Below are 16,848 nucleotides of genomic sequence, written 5' to 3'. Positions count from 1 at the left end.
TTGAAGGCAGCGCCTGACCTGGAGAAGGAACGGAGTGGGGTAACGGCCAGGCCATCAGGGCCCGGTCGTATCGTCTCCCGGTGCCCGGCTGGTGCTGCGGGCTTCGAGGTGGGCGGTCCAGTCGGTGGCGGCGCGGCGGCGCCATTGCTGGGCAGTGATGAGGTGCAGGCCGAGCATGGGCGCGCCCACCCCACGATTGCATCCGATGCAACATCGCGGCGTTGGACCGCCATCATGCGACGGTCGACGGCACCCGGCGTGCTGCGGTCCACCGCCGGAACACTGCCCGTATTGCGAGGGCCCTTACACGGCCGTCACTCTCAGATGTGGCGCAATGCCCAGCACGCCCAGACGATGGTGGTCACCGCCGTCACGACGGCCACCGTGCCGAGGGCGATCCCGGCCCGCGCCCGGATGCGACTGACTCCCTCGTCGCCGCGAACGCGTCGCAGGGCAATGCCTCCTGAAATGACCGCCCAGATCCCCAAGGGCAGGATGAAGTAGACGGGGAGGTAGCGGAGCAGGTTCGGAACGAATTCCGGAAGCAGGGGGCAGCCGACGGCTGCGACAGCAGCGGTGCCCAGTGTGAGGGACCAGGTTCCCGTCAGCTGCGGGAGAGCCTCTTCGTCGAACGAATCGATCTGCTGTGCGGAACTCATGATCCGAAGGCTAGGCAACGGACCAAAAGTTCCGCCTGAGTGCGGCTACCCAGACGAGCATGAGTAGGCCGGGGTCGGCGGCGCCCTGGGCGCGGGCGCCGAAGAGGCGTTGGGCGTAGGCGGCGGCGCGGTCCCCGGTTTCCGCCTGACGGCGCAGCGACTGTCTGCGGGCAGCCTCTTTGATCCACTCGACCGCCCGAAGGACGACAGAGCAGTGAGGAACAGTCATGAGCAGTGCCCCTCAGATCTATGACAGCGTCATCCCCGCGTTCATGGAGCTGAAGAAGAGGTCGGCCAACACGGTCTTCTACCGTCTCAGCGACGACCTGAGCACGATCGTCCCCGACTACCAGGGCAAGCTCACCCACGACGAGCTGCTGGAGAAGCTGCCCACGGACGAACCCCGCCACGTCGTCTACGACCTGACCTACACCACGGGAGAAGGCGAAGGGAAGCGCACCAAGATCATGCTGATCTCCTGGTGCCCTGGCGGAACCAAGACGAAGCAGAGGATGGCGCACTCCTCCAGCTCCAACACCCTGCGCAGCGCGCTCGACGGCGTCCAGATGTACGTGCAGGCGACCGACCCGTCCGACATCGAGTACGACGAGCTCGTCGCACGAGCAAGCTGATCGGGACGGTCCACTAGCCACCCCAGCCTCGCCCCCGCAGCGGACACAAAGGCAGTGGGGTGGGGGCGAGGGCGTCCGGCTGGGCAGATCAGGCGTAGTAGGCCGTGCGCCGGACCCTGCCGCGCGTGCAACGAGCACCAGGAGCACGCCGCCGCCTCCCGTGCCCCGCAGCGTGCGGCGCACCGGGGCGCCCGGCGCTCTTCGCCACGATCGTCGCGCCGGCCAGTTCTCCGGCGGAGCAGTACGAAGGTCACGGCCGCGGGGAAGGGGCTCATGCCCAGGCCGCGCCGGAGGTAGCGGGTCCAGGTCGTGCGGTGTGGTGGCGGATGCTCGGCCGGGCTTCCCCAGCCGAGCGTTTTGCGTGGACGGCATCACGTGGGCCTTCCCCGCATCTGTGCTGCCGTGCCGGCCCCGGGAGCAGGTTCCGAGAGCTCCGTCGGCTTCGACCACTGCCCCGGGGGTGGATGACCGAGAGGCGGTGGGGTGGGTGTCAGGAGGTGGCGCGGCGGTAGATCACGTGGAGGTTGCCGCCGAAGTAGATCGCCGCTGGTGCCTCCGTCAGGGCGACGCTGGCGACCTTCTGGGCGCTGGCCCATGAGCCGTTGAACTCGGCGCTGTAGAGGGCGGCGTCACTGCCGCGGATGAGCAGGGTCATCGTGGCGCCGTGCCGGCGGGCGCGGGGGCGTGGGACGCGCGCCAGTTGGCGTTGGCGATGCCCCGACAGCCACATGATCCGCTTCCACCAGCTCCGGCGGCCGGCGGACCGGATCCGGAACCGGCGCGTGAACGAGCGCACCGGCGATGAGGTGGACCTGGCGGACATCGTGAAGGGCTGCGACACCGGCGGCGAGTACGTGATCGTCGAGCCGCAGGAGCTCGACGAGATCGCTCCGGGCCGGTCCCGGTCGATCGACGTCGCCAGGTTCGTCGACCTGGACACCGTCGGCCCGGTCTTCTTCGACAAAACGTATTTCCTCGGGCCTCGGGGAGCCCAGTACGGGAAGGTGCATGCCCTGCTGGAGCGGGCGCTGGCCGAATTCCGGGGCGCCTGGCCGCTGCGCGGCCGGTCCTGTGCCGTAGCTTGCCGCCTACCTGTGGCCCGGCAGGTACCAAGTAGGTACCATCAGGGTATGCCGTCCTTGAACGTCACCTTCACCGACGAGGAGCTGGAGGAGGTCCGCGCCGCCGCGGCCGCCGAAGGCAAGTCCCTCAAGCAGTACGTCCACGACCTGCCGCTGCGCGAGCGCCAGCGCCGCCAGTTCGTGCGCTACGCCGTCTCCTGGGGCGAGACCCGCCGCTCCGAGTTCGACGACGCCTTCCCCGACGAGGCCCCGCCCTCCACACGCCACCAGCAGGGGGCGGACGCGGCCTGATGGTCCTCCACATCGACGTCCCCTGGCTCCTGGACGTCCAGGAACAGGCCGTCCCCGAAGATGTCAGCGTCGCGGACTACTCGGCCCTCGTCGCTGCTGTCGCCCGGCACAAGACCCGCATCCCCCGACCCGCCACCGTCGAGCCGGACCCCGCCTGGCGCGCCGCGGCTCTCCTGCACACTCTGGTGCGCCTGCAGCCGCTGCCGTACCGCAACAGCCTGTACGCCTGCCAGGTCGCGGCCGCCTACATGCACGCCTCCGGCGAGGGCATCGACCCCCCGCACGGCGCCATGGTCGACCTCGTCCGCGACATCCAGGCCGGCAAGGCCACCGTGTACCAGGCCGCCGACCGCATTCGGACCTGGCGCATCTGACCTACACCCAACCGGGGCCTATCCCCGCTCCGCGCTTCGTCATGCCGTGACATCCCGCCCGCGGGCCCGGCTTTCCCCCGAGGGAACAGTGCAGTTCACCGTCCTGCCCGTCCGCGCGGGCCCAGTCTGGGGCGGACCTCGCAAGACGGGGGGTGAAAGCGCAGCTCAGAGCGCTTTCTTCTGTGCCGGCTGGCGTCGGGGGGACCGGGTCGTCCGGCCGCCGGATGCGGACTCGGCGGGAGGGCGGGGGATCTCGTCGGTGGCCTGGAGGTCGGCGAAGTCGGCGTGCACCCAGGCGGCGGCTTCGGGGTACGCCTCTTGCTTCTCGTGCTCGGCGAGCGCCCGGTAGATGCTCGCAACGCTGGGGCCTGGCCCTTGCGCTTGCCGGACGGGATGATCAGGTCGGGCTGGATCTGCTCGACCGACTCGCCGTTCGCACGGCGGCGGAGCACGGTTGCAACACCGTGACCAGCGCCAGCAGGCCCGGCGAGATCGCCGGACGGCCCCGTGACCCGAATGCCGACGAGAACTCCACGTTCGGGAACACCTCGGGCAATCGGTCCCGGACCGCCACCGCGAGCAGAAGCTCCTTACGCGCATAGATCTTCCGGATCGCAGCAGCGCTCTCCGGCGACGGCTCCGGCCTCGGCCTCGGCCTCGGCGACATCGACACAACCCAGCCCCTCCCCTGCCGCCGCTACCGACCTGAAGGGAACCTGCCCACCCCCACAGACACATGGCCACCGAATTGACCATCAGGGTCGCGGCTGGCCGGCGTCCCTGTCCCCATAAGGCCGCTGACTCCATCAGTGTGGGCCGTCGTGCTGCGCGAGGGCGTTCTCCCGCAGGTTCGGTTCCTTGCGGAGTGTCCTGGTGAACCATCTGCCGTAGCGGTCGCCCAGGATGGGAGCTGATGCTCCGTGGAGGATGATGCTCAGGCCCACGGTCACGGCGACGGCCTCGCTCAGCAGGGTTCCCCCGGGCAGATGTTCTTCGAGGGCGAGCAGGCCGAACACGAGGGAGGCGAGCCCCCGCGGGCCGAACCAGCCGATGTACGCGATGGAGGCGGGGCGCAGGCCGGTGCCGGCCAGGGCGAGTGCGACGGGCAGCATCCGGATGACGGTCAGGCTGAGCAGCGCGTAGAGGACGATGCGCCAGTTCAGGTGCTGGAGTGCGGGTCCCAGGATGACGGCGCCGAAGACGAGGAAGCTCAGTGAGGCGAGGAGGAGGCCGAGGCGTTCGGTGAACCCGGTGCTCTGCGCGGGGTCCGAGTCCTGGGGAGGGATACCCAGGTCGGCGGGGGTGCCGCGCAGGTGGATGCCGAAGGCCAGGCCGGCGACCCAGGCGCCGATGAAGCCGCTGCCCTCGACCATGGCGCACAGGACGTACGCGATGACTGGGACGGCGAATACCAGGAACTGCCGCCAGTCGGAGCTGCTCCACCCCCGGGCGAGTGACCAGCGCAACAGGCTCGCCCCGGTCCAGCCGGCCGTGACTCCGATCGCGCCGCTCAGCAGCAGCGCGCGCAGAAACGTCTCGGCCACGCTCGGATGGTCGTGTCCCTCACCCGCCGCCGCGAGTGCCAGGACGAAGAACGGAAGAGCCAGGCCGTCGTTCAGACCGGATTCGATGGTCAGGCCGCCGCGGACCAGCGGGGGCACCCGCTTGTTGGAGAATGCCTGCTGCCCGAGCGCGGCGTCCGTCGGCGCGAGGATGACGGCGGCCAGGGCCAGCTCCCACACGCTCAGGCCGGACAGCAGCGGCCAGGCCACCAGCATGCCCAGAGCCATCGTGGCCGGCAGACCGACCACGAGCAGCCGCAGCGGCAGGAACTCCTCCCGGCGCAGGTCCCGGGCCTTGATCCCCGCCGCGTCCGCGAACAGAAGGAGCACCAGCGCGCTCTCAAGGAGCGTCCGCGTGACCTCGGGATCCTTCGCCCGGTCCAGCAGGTCCAGTCCCAGCGGGCCGATCGCCAGACCGACGAGCATGAAGACCAGCGGTCCCGAGAGCACCGTGGTCGACAAACGGCGTGAGAGCGCCCCATAGCCGACGACCGCACCCCCGGCGATCACGACGGCCCAGCCGTTCATCGGCACTCCTCACGCCCGCCTCGCGCAGAGAGGCGAGGTCCGACCCTATGGCGGCACCGGTCAGATCTGCGGGAACCGTGCTCCGGACGCCCCCGGCTCGGCCCGGTCGGCCCAACGCGGCCGCCTGGAAAGGAACGAGGACGCCGATCTCATGATCGGGTACGCGTAGTTGAGGCACAGGAAACCCCGGCGAGAACGATCTTGCTGGGGTTCGCCTGCCTCGTACTAGCTTCGAGCTGGCGGGGGACAGCGCAGGTCGCGCAGGTCGGGAATGTGGTTGCCCAAGCGTCGGCCGGTTCTGCCCATCATCGCGACATCGGGCACCCCAGCCAATCCGGCTGCAGCACCTTACCGACCGCGCCGTCGGCTGGCGGGGCCATGGTGAGGAGCCGAGAATCACCAGCAGGCACTACAACCGAGCGCCGGGTGAGCAAGGCGTCCAGGAGGCGGACCATGGCCGAGGAGGACAGGCCGACCGCGAGGATCGTGGTGGGAGTCGACGGCTCCGAATCCTCGCGCAAGGCGCTGCGGTGGGCACTGGCCCAGGCACGCATGCAGAACGCGGCCGTTGAAGCCGTCACCGGCTGGACCTTCCCGGCAACCAGCAGCTGGATACCCGTTCCCGCATCCGACCTCGAAGCAGCCGCCCGGCATGCCTTGGCCGACACCGTGGAGCAGGAAAGACACACAGCCCCAGAGGTACCTCTCGACACCCACATCGTGCACGGACATCCCGCCCGGGTACTCGTCGACACCGCGAACGGCGCGGACCTGCTGGTCGTCGGCTGCCGTGGCCTGGGCGCCTTCACCGGCACCCTGCTGGGCTCAGTGAGCCGCTACTGCGTCGAACACGCGACCTGCCCCGTACTGGTGATGAGAGACAACGAAAGGCCCGACCCCTGACAACAGCTTCGCGGCGCCTCCTCGCCGCGCGCCACGGGAACTTCGTGACCGAGTCGAACTCCCGGAACATGGTCGCCGGTGGCTATCGTCCTGACCGCTTCCGAGCCATCGGCGCCCTGCTGTGCCTCGCTGGGACGCCGTGTGCACTATGTGGTCGATGTCCAGCACACCGGTCGGCGTCACCTCCCGCTCGTCGTAGTTCGACCACCAGGTCCCGCCGGTCAGGGTGCAGCCGGGGCCGATCTCCGGATACACGACCGCTTCGGCCAGGAGGGCCTCGTGGCGGGTGTTCGGCCGGGAAGTCGCCGGCACTGGGTCCGAGAGGGCGGTGCGTCAGGGACGCGGACACTTGTGTGGCTGGCTTGGAGCCCTGGTGTGCGAGGTAGCCGGGACTGATGACGCCGGGTACCGCGGGGCGGGAGGAATGTCTTGTCCGGGAGATCGTCGAGGCGGTGGCGGCCGGTGACGACATACGGATCGACCGGCTGCTGCGCCGGCTGGTGCAGCGGGCTGCGCTTGCCGACCTCCTGGATCTACGGACACGCCTCCTGGACCTGCGCCCCGGCTGCGGGCACCGGCAGTAGCGGTAGCAGCCGAGTCGGACTGGGGGTGAAGTCGGCCCGCCTCCGATGCGAGCACACCGAAGCCAGCCCTTACGTACTCAAAGTCCGCCCCGGCGCTCCGACGCGGGCGTGCTCTGCCGGACTCCCGGGCTCGGCTCTGCGGCCCGGGGGTGGTGGCAGGCGGTCTGGCGGCGAAGGGAGTCCCGCAGGGCGTCGGTGGTGTCGGTGTGGACCGGCAGCGAGGGCTGGTTGGCTTTGATGAGGTAGCGGACCGCAGCGGGTGGTGTGGCCACGGCGATGACGATGCCGTTACTGGCGTGGTGGCGGTAGAGGCGCAGTACGACGGAGACGGCTGCTGCGGTTGCGGCGGCCGGGCCGAGAGCGGCGACCAGACCGGCGGGGCGGTGCTCGTCGATCAGACGGTCGATCTCCCCGGCAAGTGCGGCTCTCTGCTCGGTGCCGACCGGTTCGTGCGCGGTGGCCACGAGGATGTTGTCCTCCAGCAGGAGGCGGCTGTGCAGTTCCATGTGGTCTCCGTGCTCCCCGACCCCCGAGCGGGAGTTCCGGACAGGCAACTGCCATGCCGGCGCACGGTCACCCAACGCTCTGCCCTGTGTTGACGTGCGCGCGGAACCGGTGGCGTGCTCGGTCGTTGAAGGGCCGGGTGCACACCGTCCCGGGCACGGCTGTGCCGTTCTGCGCGGCCTGACCGGGACGAGCCCCGGGTCCTGGCATCCGACCTGTCCGGCCGCCTGGTGGTCCGTCCGCCGCTGGGCCCGGTGGGAGAGGTCGCCGCGAGCGGCGGCACCGATGTCAGATGCCAGGACCAGTCGCCGGGACCGCTTCCCGGCCGGTGAAGAGGACGGCGGCCCGTGCGCCGTCAGGGCCGTGGCCAGCCCACGCCGGGATGGCATACGCCGGCCAGGCCCGGTGCCCAGAACGCTCTCCCTCGCCGCGATAGTGGCCTGGATCACATGCATCATCCTGTGGCTCCAGCCGCACAGGTCGCGCCGCCTGGCCCGGCGTGAGTACGAACGCGAGCGGCCGGCAGCGGCCGGCGCGGCGAAGTGGATCCCGGTGGTCGGCCCGCCGCGGGATCGTCCGAGGGACGCGGAGCGACTTTGGTCTCGGCGTGCGATACCTACGGACGATGGGCCGGGTCCCACCCCCCGTAGAGGCTGGGGGCATGACCTCACCACTGATCGACCGTCGGACCCTGCTGGCCGGTGTCGCGGCAGCCTCCACCCTCTGCGCCACCGCCACCGGCAGCGCACTTGCCCGGACACCCCACGCGGACGACACCACAGCCACGGCATCCTCGCGGACACCCGCATCGCTCACCTACAAGGGAGTCAACTTCGACACGGACCGTGAGGTCTGGCGGACGGAGTACGTGCGCCGGGAGATCGCGGCCGTCAAGGAGCAGTTACACGGCAACGCCGTTCTCCTGCTCGGCCACCGGCTCGACCGGCTCACCGAGGCCGCGTCGATCGCCGCCGCGCTCGGCCTGTTCGTCTGGTTCGAGCCGCGGCAGTTCGACCAGGACGCCGAGCAGACCCTCGCCTTCCTCGGCTCGGTGGCGCGCGCCGCCGAGTCGCTGCGCACCCGGTATTCCTGCGTGGGCCTCTCCGTCGGCACAGAGCTGACCATCTTCATGTCCGGCCTGGTACCGGGAAAGGACTACGCGGAGCGCGGTCAGGCGCTGGGGCGCCCGGAGTCGGCCGGCTACCAGGAGCGGCTGAACGCCTTCCTGGGCCGGGCGGTCGAGACCGTCCGGCCGCGGTTCCACGGGCCGGTCACCTACAGCTCCGGCGACTGGGAGCAGGTCGACTGGCACGGCTTCGACGTCGTCGGCGCCAACCTGTACCGCAACGGCGACAACAGGACCAGTTACACCCGCGCGTTGCGGGCCCTGCACCGGCACGGCAAACCGGTCGTCATCACCGAGTTCGGCTGCTGCACCTTCACGGGGGCCGGGGATCGGGGCGGTTCGGGCTTCACCGCGGTGGACTGGGAGCGGGACCCTCCCCTGGTCAAGGACGGCTACGTGCGCGACGAGCGCGAGCAGGCCGCCGAGGTCGGGGCGCTGCTCGACCTCTACGCAGCCGAGCGCGTGGACGGGGCGTTCGTCTACAACTTCATCGCGCCCGACTCCCCGTATTCCCCGCAGCGCTGCCACGACCTGGACATCGCCAGCTTCGCGCTCGTCAGGACGTATCCGTCCGGAACCCGGCGCGGCTACGCCGAAACCGGGCAGTGGACACCCAAGCAGTCCTTCCGCGCGGTGGCCGACCGGTTCCGCTGACGCACCCCCGCGTGCTGTGACCGGGAAGGTTCCCCGGGTTGAGGACGCTGGGCCCCTCTACGACGGATGAGGAGGGAAACAGGCGCCAGCCGTTCGTCGGTGGGGTCCGGCCCTCGAAGAACGGAAGTGAATGCGGGAGTCCCCGGTCGGGTCCGTTGAAACGCCGCAGTCGAAACGCCACCGAGCGATTACGGGGCCGCCGCGCCACGGGGGGGAAGGGGCGCCGGCCCCGGACAGCCGCTGAATCGGGGGGAGGATCCTGCGGCCGTAGCCGGGTATCCCGATCCGCTGCCGCAACGCCCGCCAGCAGGGCCCCAGACCGCCCTTCTCGGCTGCCCGTACGGTGGTCCGCGGCTCTCCCCGCTTCCTACAGCAGCCGGGAGACCGCAGCGGCGAGAACGTCCACTGCATCGTCGTCGAAGTGGCCCTCGTGCGGAGGCTCGGCAAGTTTCCGGTTCAGCTCGTTCAGTTGGTTCCGCAGATCGCCCAGGACGACGTGCATGGCCATCGTGCCGTCCCTGATAGGCCCTCCGAAGTCACCCTCCATCAGGATCCCTCCCGTCCCGACGTAGATACGCCTCGAGAAGCCTCTGTCGGTGCTGTATCCGAATGGCCAGGCGTGGAGCTCACCCAGCTGCGTCACTGTCGTGGTCGTCTTGTGTTTGTTGAAGAGGGTCGGGGTGTGGCGTACCTCCTCGTACTCCACCCGAAGAGGCGGTGGGGCGAGCGAGCGAGACCGGGCCATCGTGGCGTACAGCGCCGCCAGCGTTCTCGGGAGACTGTTGAACAGCCATGCGGGACGATCCCCGACCACGGCTGAGATGATGTCCGCGCCGAGGGTACGGTTGCGGTTCTCCAGGTCCGTCCAGCCGTGGCCGGACACGAGCCGGTAGACGATACGTTCGATCGATCCTGCCTCGGCCTGGAACAGATGGCTTGCAACGGTCGGCAGCGCCGCGTCGATCGCGTCCTGGTAGCACGAGGGACACAACAGCCCGTACCACTGGGCGGGTGGCTGCTCGCCCGCCTCTGCCAACAGGCCGCGGACGGTGTGTGGGTACGTCCGACGCTCCGAGCTGCAGAAGAACTCCCCACCAGCCACACAACGTCCCACTGCCTGGGCTCCGCACCTGCAGTAGTCCATGTCTCGTCCCCTCGTTCAGGCCGCCGCGGAGCAGGCCGGGCTCGTGCCGCCAGCTGAGGACGACCCCGCGTCCGCAAGGCAGGACAGGGGTCTGACGCGCACGACGCAGGGCCGGCAACCCGCCGGATCCAAGCTGCCGAACGCCGCCCCGGGCCGTCGCCGGTTCTGACCGCCTTCACCCGCGCGGGTAACCGTGGCCCGGCGGAAGGGCTGCTTGTGCCCCACCCGCTGGGGGTCGGTGTGCTGCTCGCCCAGGGGTCAGAGGCAGGGCGTGGGGCTGGCACTTCAAGGACCGGCTTTTCGGGCGGGCGTGACAGCGACTCTTCCGGCTCAACCCCGTCGATGGCATCCTTCCAAAGGCGGCGCAGATGCTCCCTGCACGTCGAGGGGTCGTCAGGGGTCGAAGCGGTCTTCCGGCTCTGGCCAACGCCGACGGTCGGAATCCTGTCCGCCCATAAGGCAGAGTGCACGCAGAACGGTGTCCACCGTGGCCCACCTGCTGACGGTCTCCCCTTTACGCAGGACAACCTCCGAGCCGACACAGGCACCGCAAACCAGGGACGACGTATGACAAACAACGAGGCAGCCGCATTCCACCGGATCAAAATCCGGATTGCAGCACTGGTCTTCGACGGCCAGGACGTGGCACTGATCCGCCGAACGAACAACCAGGGCATGACGCACTACTCCCTGCCAGGCGGCAACGTGGAACCCGCCGAACCCCTGCCCGACGCCCTGCAACGAGAACTCGAGGAAGAACTCGGCCTGACCCCGGAAGACCTCGCCAGCCCGCCCAGCTTCACCTGGCTCCTGGACGCCATGGTGACCCGGCCCGGCACCAGCCCCCCACGCAAGCTACACCTCGTCTACCGAACCCACCTCGCCCCGAAAGTCCGCCCGAAGCTGAAGACATTCGAAGACGACGACACCGTCGGCCGCGGAGACGTCGTCTGGATGCCATACGAACAGACACGAGACCTCGACATCTTCCCCCCAGTGCCCATTGCTGACCTCGGCAACCCCAACGAACACGTCAACGCCTCCTCCGCAGCCCTGCCCACCCTGAACGACTCCAACTACCGATGGATCTGACAGACCACAAGGCCAAGGCACCAACTCGCCACCCCAACCCCCGACACCCGCGCAAACCCGCCCTGGCAAAGGATGGCGGCCCGGTCACGGTCGGCGGAACGCCGGCGGAGGCCGCCGTCCCCGATGCGCCGCCGCTATCCGCCTCGCAGTTCACTCACCCGGGCCCCACCGGCGCTGCGTTGGCAACGTCCCTGGGCGGGTTCGTTCGTGCCTACCTCGGCGACGCGCCTGGCACGATCCTTGTCAAGCGCTGAGCGCGGACGGCGGGACCGACGGCTCGGCCGCGGACGAAATGGGGGCGGGTCGTTGAGGCTGTGCGTGTCCGATGGCGCGATCGGCCGGCTGGGCAAGGGTGGTGCCCACCGGACTCAGTCGGCCTTCTTGGGTGGCGTGGACCGCGAGGTACGGCGCCCCTGCCACCACAACGTCACGGCGCCGAGCCCTCCGGCGGCGACGAAGAGGCCCACCTTCACCGCGGCCTTGCTGGACAGGAAAGCCGCACCGGGGCCCAGATTCCAGTCCTGCCACCAATAGATCGCGCACACGGCTGCCGCGGCCAGTACTCCCGCCGCGACTGCGAGCACGGTCCGCCGCCATGTCGGTCCGTCGGTACGGTCCCCCGTGTCACTGGTCATGTGGATCACGCTAGGGACCCGGTTCGGTCGCCTCGTCCGTACGAAGGATGATCGTGGGCGCAACTTTCGTTGTGGGAGGCGCCCGAGGTGCAAGCCGAAAGTCGATGGGTTCATGCCGGGTCACCAGGGGGCGGAGGTGCCTCTCCTCGCCGCGGCGGCTGTCCATCTGAGGTCGGTCGGACGTCGCCGGTCACGCGGATCCAGGGGCGGCTACCGCCGATCCGGACTCCGGGCCCGGCCGATCGGCCCGGCCCCGTCGGCCCGCCAGGCAGTTTCGTCTGGATCAAGATGCCGTGAGTGATCGTTAGCGTTCTCGAATGGCATTCTGGGGACATGCACTCCTGGAACACCTCCACTCAGAAGGATCTGAGACGGCTGCTCAATGAGTGGGATCCGATCGGTGTCGCCGACGATGTCCAGGACGAGTACGACTGCATGATCGGCCCCTTGTTCCGCAGGCTTCATGGTGGCGCCGACCAGACGGTGATCGGTGAGTTTCTGCGGCATGAGCTGGAGGTTCACTTCGGACTTCCTTCGAGTCGGCCGCCCGAGGCGATGGCCGTCCGCTTCATTGCCTGGTGGGCGGCCACTGACCCGGCCGACGGGGCGGGCAGCCGATAGCGTTCCTCTCGGGGCCGTCTGTGCGCTGGTCTGCGTGGGTGCCGTTGGCTGATGTGCAGTGTCTTCTTGACGAACCCGGCGTCCGACGTAGCGGCGTTTGCCGGAGGCCGCGGGAAGGCCGCCGCCTCCTACCATCCCGAACCCCGCGCCATCGAGGCGCTCGCCGCGGACGGCACCGAGGAGTCCCTCGTCATCGTCCTCCCGGAGATCTTCGACCGCTTCCGCCTCCTGACGGGCGAGGACGCCAAACGCGCCGTCGAAGTACTGGCCGGCCGTGAACTCCCGCGCATGCGGACCGGCTACTACGACCAGGACGCCGACGGGTCCTACGACCTTTTCGTCCCGCTTCGAAGCAGGCGTCATCGCCGAACGCCCGGGAGGCAGACGCAGGGTCGTCTCGATTCTGGAGCCGAAGAACTCCTGACAGCAGGCCAGTGCGGCGATCTCCCCTTGCGGCAGGCGCGTGGCCGGGACGGCCCTCGGCGCAGCCCCGCCGACCGTCTCCTCCCGGAGGAGGAGGCCGGGACCGGGCCGCAGGTCCCGGACCAGGTGTTGGACGGGACCGGGGTCCTCGTGCCCTTGGGCGATGTGCCGTACCAGGGCGAGTTCCTAGCCTCGGGGCATGCGATCACACGAAGCGGACGATGCTCAAGGAGACCCCGTGACCACTGTCAGCCCCGCCGCACGCCGCGCCTTGGCCGTAGGCCTCACCCTCGCCGCCTGCCTCACGTCCTCCCCCTTCCTGGCCACGGCCGCCGAGACCCCCGCCCAGGACAGCTCCGGGGCCGGACTGGACCGGTACTACCGCCAGCACCTCGGCTGGGGCAGCTGCATCAAGGGCCCCGACGACACCACGGGCCGCGATCTGGACCGGGCAGGCGTGCAGTGCGCGGACGTGACCGTGCCCCTGGACTACGCCGACCCCCGGGGGCGCACGATCACCGTGGCGATCTCCCGGCTCAAGGCCACCGACACCCGCCACCGCATCGGCGCGATCCTCCTCAACAACGGCGGTCCGGGCGGTCCCGCGCTCCACTCCCCGCCGCAGGCCCGTGCGTCGATGAAGGAGGTCGGCGCGCGCTACGACATCGTCGGCTTCGACCCCCGCTTCATCGGGCGCAGCACCGCGCTGGACTGCGGCTGGCCCGTCGGCATGACCTGGCTGTCCGCCGGCACCGGCCGGGCCGGCTTCGACCGCCAGGTCGCCCTGCAGAAGAGCCTGGCCGACAAGTGCCGGGCCACCGACGCCGCGGTGCTCCCGCACATCACCACCCGCAACACGGCCCGCGACATGGACGTCATCCGCGGCACGCTCGGCGAGCGGAAAATCTCCTTCCTGGGCTACTCGTACGGCACCTACCTGGGCACGGTCTACACGCAGATGTTCCCCGGCCGCCACGACCGGATGGTGTTGGACGGCGCGATCAACCCGAGCAACTACCGCCCCCGGCTGCTGAAGGGCACCGAGCGCGAGAACGAGAAGGCGCTGTCCGACTGGGCCGCCTGGGCCGCGGAGCACCACGACACCTACGGCCTCGGCCGCAGCCGCGCCGAGGTGCTCGCCGCGGTCGATCGCATCGTCGCGGCGGCCGCGCGCGGTCCGCTGACCATCGGCGCCGGCGCCGATGCCTTCCGGATCGACGACAGCCAGGTGCCGCTCCTCCTCTTCTCGGGCATCGCGGACGACACCGCCCCTGCGCGGGCGTCGTTCGGCGAGCTGCTTTCCGTACTGGCCAAAGCCGCGGAGGGCCGGCCGACGACGGTGCCGCCGATGCTCGTCCCGGAGCTCCGGTACGTGCTGCGCGGTGAGGGCGAGCCCACCGGCGCGCAGTCCGCCGTCATCTGCGGGGACGTGCCCGCCGCGCGCGATCCCGAGTTCTTCTGGCGGGACATCGAGCGCAACCGCATCGCGCACCCGCTGTTCGGCGCTCTGACCAACAACATCAACCCGTGCGCCTTCTGGGACTCGCCGCGCGAAGAGCCCACCCGGGTGCGGCGCGATGCCCCTGCACTGATCGTCGCCGCCACCGGCGACCCGCGTACGACCTACAAGGGAAGCGTCGAGCTGCACAAGCAGCTGCCGAGCTCCAGGCTGGTCACCCTCGAGGGCGCCAACCGGCACGCCCTCTACGGGCGCTACGGCAACGCGTGCGTGGACGACCAGGTCAACCGGTACCTGGCCACCGGCAAGCTGCCGGCGAGGGACCGGACCTGCGTCAAGCAGACGGAGTAGCGGCCCCCGGTTCACGTTCGTCGGGCGGTATCCGCGGTGGGCGACCCGGTTGCGCAGTGCGGCCACTGCGTGTGTCCAGTCGTGGACGGGGCCGGGGAGCGTGCGGTTCCAGTCTCCGCCGAGCCGGGCCTGGACGACAGCGTTGCGGTAGTCGCCATCGCGGCGGAAGGCCCGCCGGGCCTCGGTGGGGCGCTCCATGGCGAGCTCCAGGGGCGATCCGTCCCACAGGCGCTGGAGGTGCCCGTTGAGGCGGGTCAACCGGTCCTCGTCGAGGACAGTGCCGAGCGGGCTCGATGGGGGCGTCAGGGGCATCACGCCCATCGCGCCGTCGGCGTGGCTGCCGGTGACGGTCCTGGCGAGCCAGAGGGCCAGCGCTATCTGTTCCGGAGCGGCCACCGGGTTGCTGTGAGGCAGGACCATCCTGGCCATCGAGGAGACGTCGGTCAGCACATCGAAGCAGCGGGCGAACGTCTCGTGCAGGACTTCCTCCTGCGGCTCCAGGCGGTCGGCGCCCTGGATGGTGACCATCTCCACCACGGTCCGGTACGCGTCGACCGTCCCGTCAGCGAAGTCCTCTTCGGGCAGGGGCTTGCCGGTGATCTCCGCGCAGACCTGCGTCAGGGCAGCCAGGTGCATGGGCCCCCCGCTCTGGCGTTCCCGGAGCTGGCAGAACTTCAGCGACACGAATGGCCTCCCCTGCGGCCGACGGCAACACGGGGCCGTCCGGGGAGGGACGCATCTCCATGCCGCCGCGCCCGCCGACTGTGCCGGGCAGCATCTTGGTGATCACTGCCCCGTGCGGCAGCGGGCAGGGAAAGGCAGAGCCACCAGGAAGGTGAGCAGCAGCGGGCCCGCCGTGACCTGATCCTCATCGGCGGGTTCGGGCTTGCCGGGCTGGTTCATCGGAAAAGCGTGGACCGAACGTTCCGGCACCGGAATGACTTTTCCGAGCCCGCTCGAAGACACAGCCCCTTCGACGCGCGGGCCGCTCACGAGGGAACCTGGGCCGCCGTCGTGCCGGTGACGTCCAGGAAATCGGAGGCGCCGCTGCCCGCGCATCTCATACCCTCGGCCCGCACCGACCCGTCGAGTATCACCAAGGACTCTGTGAATCACTCCGATCTCCTCGCCGAGGCCCCCTCGCTCGCGGCCGGCATGGCCGCCGCCGATCACAGCTCGGACATCCAGCTGTCCCAGACTCGCCACCGCGCCGCGCTCGTGGCGAGCTGGCACATCGCACCCGGCTCAACCGTCCTCGAAGTGGGCTGCGGCCAGGGCGACATGACCGCCGTCCTCGCAGAGGCGGTCGGGCCCCAAGGGCGCGTGGTGGCCGTTGACGTGGCCGACCCCTCCTACGGGGCGCCGGTCACGCTCGGAGAATCGGCAGCCCGGCTCGCGGCGGGCCCACTCGGGCCGCGCATCGACTTCCGCTTCGCCACCGACGTCCTCGACCCATCGGTCGACTTCCCCGAAAGCACCTTCGACCATGTGGTGCTCGCACATTGCTCCTGGTACTTCACATCGCTCGGACAACTGCGAGACACGCTGGCCCGGATACAGCCGTGGGCGCGACGACTGTGGTTCGCCGAGTGGGACCTGACGCCTACCTCCGACGACCAGTTGGCGCACCTGCTCGCCGTGCTGATCCAGGGACAGATCGAGGCCGCGGGATCGCATGGCCAGGGCAACGTCCGCACCCCTTCCTCCCGTGAGGGCCTGCTGCGGCTCCTGCCCGAGGCCGGCTGGACGGCCGACGGCAGCGAGCCGGTCGATACCGAAGAACTTCAGGACGGCGACTGGGAAATCTCAGCTTGCCTCGACCTGGTGGGAAGCGATGAGCGTCTGGCCGCGCTGCCCGAGCCGGTGCGACAGCTCGTCCTGAGCCAGGCCGACGTTCTCCGGGCCATCGCCAAGCCGCGCGGCAACCGCCCGCTCGCCGCCTATTCAGTCACCGCGCGCAGACATACGACCCCAGCGGCCGGCCCGGTCAGGGTTCAGTGAGCTTCTTCGACTTCGGCTCGGATTGGGAGCAGCACGAGGCCCTGACCTGCGTAGGCGTTCCAGCAGCGTCACCCGGGCTCGTTCTCGGCACCGACTGATCCTCCGCCTCCACAACGCCGCAAGACAGCAGATCTGGGCCGCCTGACGACAACCCCAGCATGCCTCACCGCTGTCGGTCACCTCAATCGGTCTCCGTGCCACGAAGGCCGGGCCCGGCGCGCAC

At 69.8% G+C, this 16,848-nt stretch carries 17 protein-coding genes and 1 pseudogene; 11 read left to right on the top strand and 7 right to left on the bottom strand.

What is annotated here, in order from left to right; genetic code table 11:
* Positions 1-54: 54 nt before the first annotated feature.
* A complete protein-coding gene (locus ACWGE1_RS16960) occupies positions 55-189 on the bottom strand; it encodes a hypothetical protein (protein ID WP_453421288.1) in 135 nt (44 codons plus the stop codon).
* A gap of 131 nt (positions 190-320) precedes the next feature.
* Positions 321-659, bottom strand: coding sequence for a hypothetical protein (locus ACWGE1_RS16955; protein WP_453421287.1), 339 nt, complete (start codon positions 657-659; stop codon positions 321-323).
* 227 nt (positions 660-886) lie between these two features.
* Between ACWGE1_RS16955 and ACWGE1_RS16950 the strand changes: the two genes are divergently transcribed.
* Positions 887-1,291: an actin-binding ADF family protein gene (locus tag ACWGE1_RS16950; protein WP_453421286.1), complete on the top strand. Its 405-nt coding sequence runs from the start codon at positions 887-889 to the stop codon at positions 1,289-1,291.
* A gap of 490 nt (positions 1,292-1,781) precedes the next feature.
* Here the strand turns inward: ACWGE1_RS16950 and ACWGE1_RS16945 are convergent, their stop codons facing one another.
* Positions 1,782-1,946 (bottom strand): hypothetical protein, encoded by a 165-nt coding sequence (locus ACWGE1_RS16945; RefSeq protein ID WP_453421285.1) that lies wholly within the window; start codon positions 1,944-1,946, stop codon positions 1,782-1,784.
* Here ACWGE1_RS16945 and ACWGE1_RS16940 point away from each other — a divergent pair.
* The 3 genes and pseudogenes from ACWGE1_RS16940 to ACWGE1_RS16930 all read left to right on the top strand — a co-directional run.
* Positions 1,933-2,313: pseudogene (locus ACWGE1_RS16940) on the top strand (Ku protein); the annotation flags it as partial. The gene ACWGE1_RS16945 and the pseudogene ACWGE1_RS16940 overlap by 14 nt on opposite strands.
* A gap of 108 nt (positions 2,314-2,421) precedes the next feature.
* The gene (locus ACWGE1_RS16935; RefSeq protein WP_453421308.1) at positions 2,422-2,664 is read left to right on the top strand and encodes a hypothetical protein; all 243 of its coding nucleotides are present in this window, start codon (positions 2,422-2,424) and stop codon (positions 2,662-2,664) included.
* Complete coding sequence (locus ACWGE1_RS16930; RefSeq protein WP_453421284.1) at positions 2,664-3,038, top strand: toxin Doc; 375 nt, start codon at positions 2,664-2,666, stop codon at positions 3,036-3,038. Before ACWGE1_RS16935 ends, ACWGE1_RS16930 begins: the two co-directional genes overlap by 1 nt.
* Positions 3,039-3,844: 806 nt before the next feature.
* Here ACWGE1_RS16930 and ACWGE1_RS16925 read toward each other — a convergent pair.
* Entirely contained in the window at positions 3,845-5,128 is a 1,284-nt protein-coding gene (locus tag ACWGE1_RS16925; protein WP_453421283.1) for a cation:proton antiporter, read from the bottom strand.
* A gap of 453 nt (positions 5,129-5,581) precedes the next feature.
* Between ACWGE1_RS16925 and ACWGE1_RS16920 the strand changes: the two genes are divergently transcribed.
* Both ACWGE1_RS16920 and ACWGE1_RS16915 read left to right on the top strand, forming a co-directional pair.
* Positions 5,582-6,031 carry a universal stress protein gene (locus ACWGE1_RS16920; RefSeq protein ID WP_453421282.1) on the top strand — a complete coding sequence of 150 codons (450 nt, stop codon included), beginning with the start codon at positions 5,582-5,584 and terminating at the stop codon, positions 6,029-6,031.
* 395 nt (positions 6,032-6,426) lie between these two features.
* Positions 6,427-6,615, top strand: coding sequence for a hypothetical protein (locus ACWGE1_RS16915; RefSeq protein ID WP_453421281.1), 189 nt, complete (start codon positions 6,427-6,429; stop codon positions 6,613-6,615).
* Positions 6,616-6,692: 77 nt separating this feature from the next.
* On the opposite strand, the gene ACWGE1_RS16910 is transcribed toward ACWGE1_RS16915, so the two are convergent.
* A complete protein-coding gene (locus tag ACWGE1_RS16910) occupies positions 6,693-7,121 on the bottom strand; it encodes a hypothetical protein (RefSeq protein WP_453421280.1) in 429 nt (142 codons plus the stop codon).
* Positions 7,122-7,780: 659 nt separating this feature from the next.
* Here ACWGE1_RS16910 and ACWGE1_RS16905 point away from each other — a divergent pair.
* Positions 7,781-8,899 carry an abortive infection protein gene (locus ACWGE1_RS16905; protein ID WP_453421279.1) on the top strand — a complete coding sequence of 373 codons (1,119 nt, stop codon included), beginning with the start codon at positions 7,781-7,783 and terminating at the stop codon, positions 8,897-8,899.
* A gap of 367 nt (positions 8,900-9,266) precedes the next feature.
* Here ACWGE1_RS16905 and ACWGE1_RS16900 read toward each other — a convergent pair whose 3' ends face one another.
* Complete coding sequence (locus ACWGE1_RS16900) at positions 9,267-10,043, bottom strand: hypothetical protein (RefSeq protein ID WP_453421278.1); 777 nt, start codon at positions 10,041-10,043, stop codon at positions 9,267-9,269.
* 567 nt (positions 10,044-10,610) lie between these two features.
* Here ACWGE1_RS16900 and ACWGE1_RS16895 point away from each other — a divergent pair.
* On the top strand, positions 10,611-11,135 hold the full coding sequence (locus ACWGE1_RS16895) for an NUDIX hydrolase (RefSeq protein WP_453421277.1): 525 nt from the start codon (positions 10,611-10,613) through the stop codon (positions 11,133-11,135).
* A 368-nt stretch (positions 11,136-11,503) separates the two neighbouring features.
* Here the strand turns inward: ACWGE1_RS16895 and ACWGE1_RS16890 are convergent, their stop codons facing one another.
* Positions 11,504-11,770 (bottom strand): hypothetical protein, encoded by a 267-nt coding sequence (locus ACWGE1_RS16890; protein WP_453421276.1) that lies wholly within the window; start codon positions 11,768-11,770, stop codon positions 11,504-11,506.
* A 333-nt stretch (positions 11,771-12,103) separates the two neighbouring features.
* Between ACWGE1_RS16890 and ACWGE1_RS16885 the strand changes: the two genes are divergently transcribed.
* The 3 genes from ACWGE1_RS16885 (at position 12,104) to ACWGE1_RS16875 (ending at position 16,625) form a co-directional block, all read left to right on the top strand.
* On the top strand, positions 12,104-12,391 hold the full coding sequence (locus ACWGE1_RS16885) for a hypothetical protein (RefSeq protein WP_453421275.1): 288 nt from the start codon (positions 12,104-12,106) through the stop codon (positions 12,389-12,391).
* 661 nt (positions 12,392-13,052) lie between these two features.
* Positions 13,053-14,624, top strand: a complete 1,572-nt coding sequence (locus ACWGE1_RS16880; RefSeq protein ID WP_453421274.1) for an alpha/beta hydrolase — start codon at positions 13,053-13,055, stop codon at positions 14,622-14,624.
* Between the two features lie 1,107 nt (positions 14,625-15,731).
* Positions 15,732-16,625 carry a class I SAM-dependent methyltransferase gene (locus ACWGE1_RS16875; protein WP_453421273.1) on the top strand — a complete coding sequence of 298 codons (894 nt, stop codon included), beginning with the start codon at positions 15,732-15,734 and terminating at the stop codon, positions 16,623-16,625.
* The last annotated feature ends 223 nt before the right edge of the window (positions 16,626-16,848 follow it).

This window comes from Streptomyces sp. NPDC054932, assembly GCF_053610205.1.
This window is presented reverse-complemented; position numbering and strand designations above follow the sequence as displayed.

Bases quoted from the DNA above. Each gene is read 5' to 3' on its own strand.
- ACWGE1_RS16955 (WP_453421287.1), bottom strand. From the start codon at position 659: ATGAGTTCCGCACAGCAGATCGATTCGTTCGACGAAGAGGCTCTCCCG.
- ACWGE1_RS16950 (WP_453421286.1), top strand. From the start codon at position 887: ATGAGCAGTGCCCCTCAGATCTATGACAGCGTCATCCCCGCGTTCATG.
- ACWGE1_RS16945 (WP_453421285.1), bottom strand. From the start codon at position 1,946: ATGACCCTGCTCATCCGCGGCAGTGACGCCGCCCTCTACAGCGCCGAG.
- ACWGE1_RS16935 (WP_453421308.1), top strand. From the start codon at position 2,422: ATGCCGTCCTTGAACGTCACCTTCACCGACGAGGAGCTGGAGGAGGTC.
- ACWGE1_RS16930 (WP_453421284.1), top strand. From the start codon at position 2,664: ATGGTCCTCCACATCGACGTCCCCTGGCTCCTGGACGTCCAGGAACAG.
- ACWGE1_RS16925 (WP_453421283.1), bottom strand. From the start codon at position 5,128: ATGAACGGCTGGGCCGTCGTGATCGCCGGGGGTGCGGTCGTCGGCTAT.
- ACWGE1_RS16920 (WP_453421282.1), top strand. From the start codon at position 5,582: ATGGCCGAGGAGGACAGGCCGACCGCGAGGATCGTGGTGGGAGTCGAC.
- ACWGE1_RS16915 (WP_453421281.1), top strand. From the start codon at position 6,427: ATGACGCCGGGTACCGCGGGGCGGGAGGAATGTCTTGTCCGGGAGATC.
- ACWGE1_RS16910 (WP_453421280.1), bottom strand. From the start codon at position 7,121: ATGGAACTGCACAGCCGCCTCCTGCTGGAGGACAACATCCTCGTGGCC.
- ACWGE1_RS16905 (WP_453421279.1), top strand. From the start codon at position 7,781: ATGACCTCACCACTGATCGACCGTCGGACCCTGCTGGCCGGTGTCGCG.
- ACWGE1_RS16900 (WP_453421278.1), bottom strand. From the start codon at position 10,043: ATGGACTACTGCAGGTGCGGAGCCCAGGCAGTGGGACGTTGTGTGGCT.
- ACWGE1_RS16895 (WP_453421277.1), top strand. From the start codon at position 10,611: ATGACAAACAACGAGGCAGCCGCATTCCACCGGATCAAAATCCGGATT.
- ACWGE1_RS16890 (WP_453421276.1), bottom strand. From the start codon at position 11,770: ATGACCAGTGACACGGGGGACCGTACCGACGGACCGACATGGCGGCGG.
- ACWGE1_RS16885 (WP_453421275.1), top strand. From the start codon at position 12,104: ATGCACTCCTGGAACACCTCCACTCAGAAGGATCTGAGACGGCTGCTC.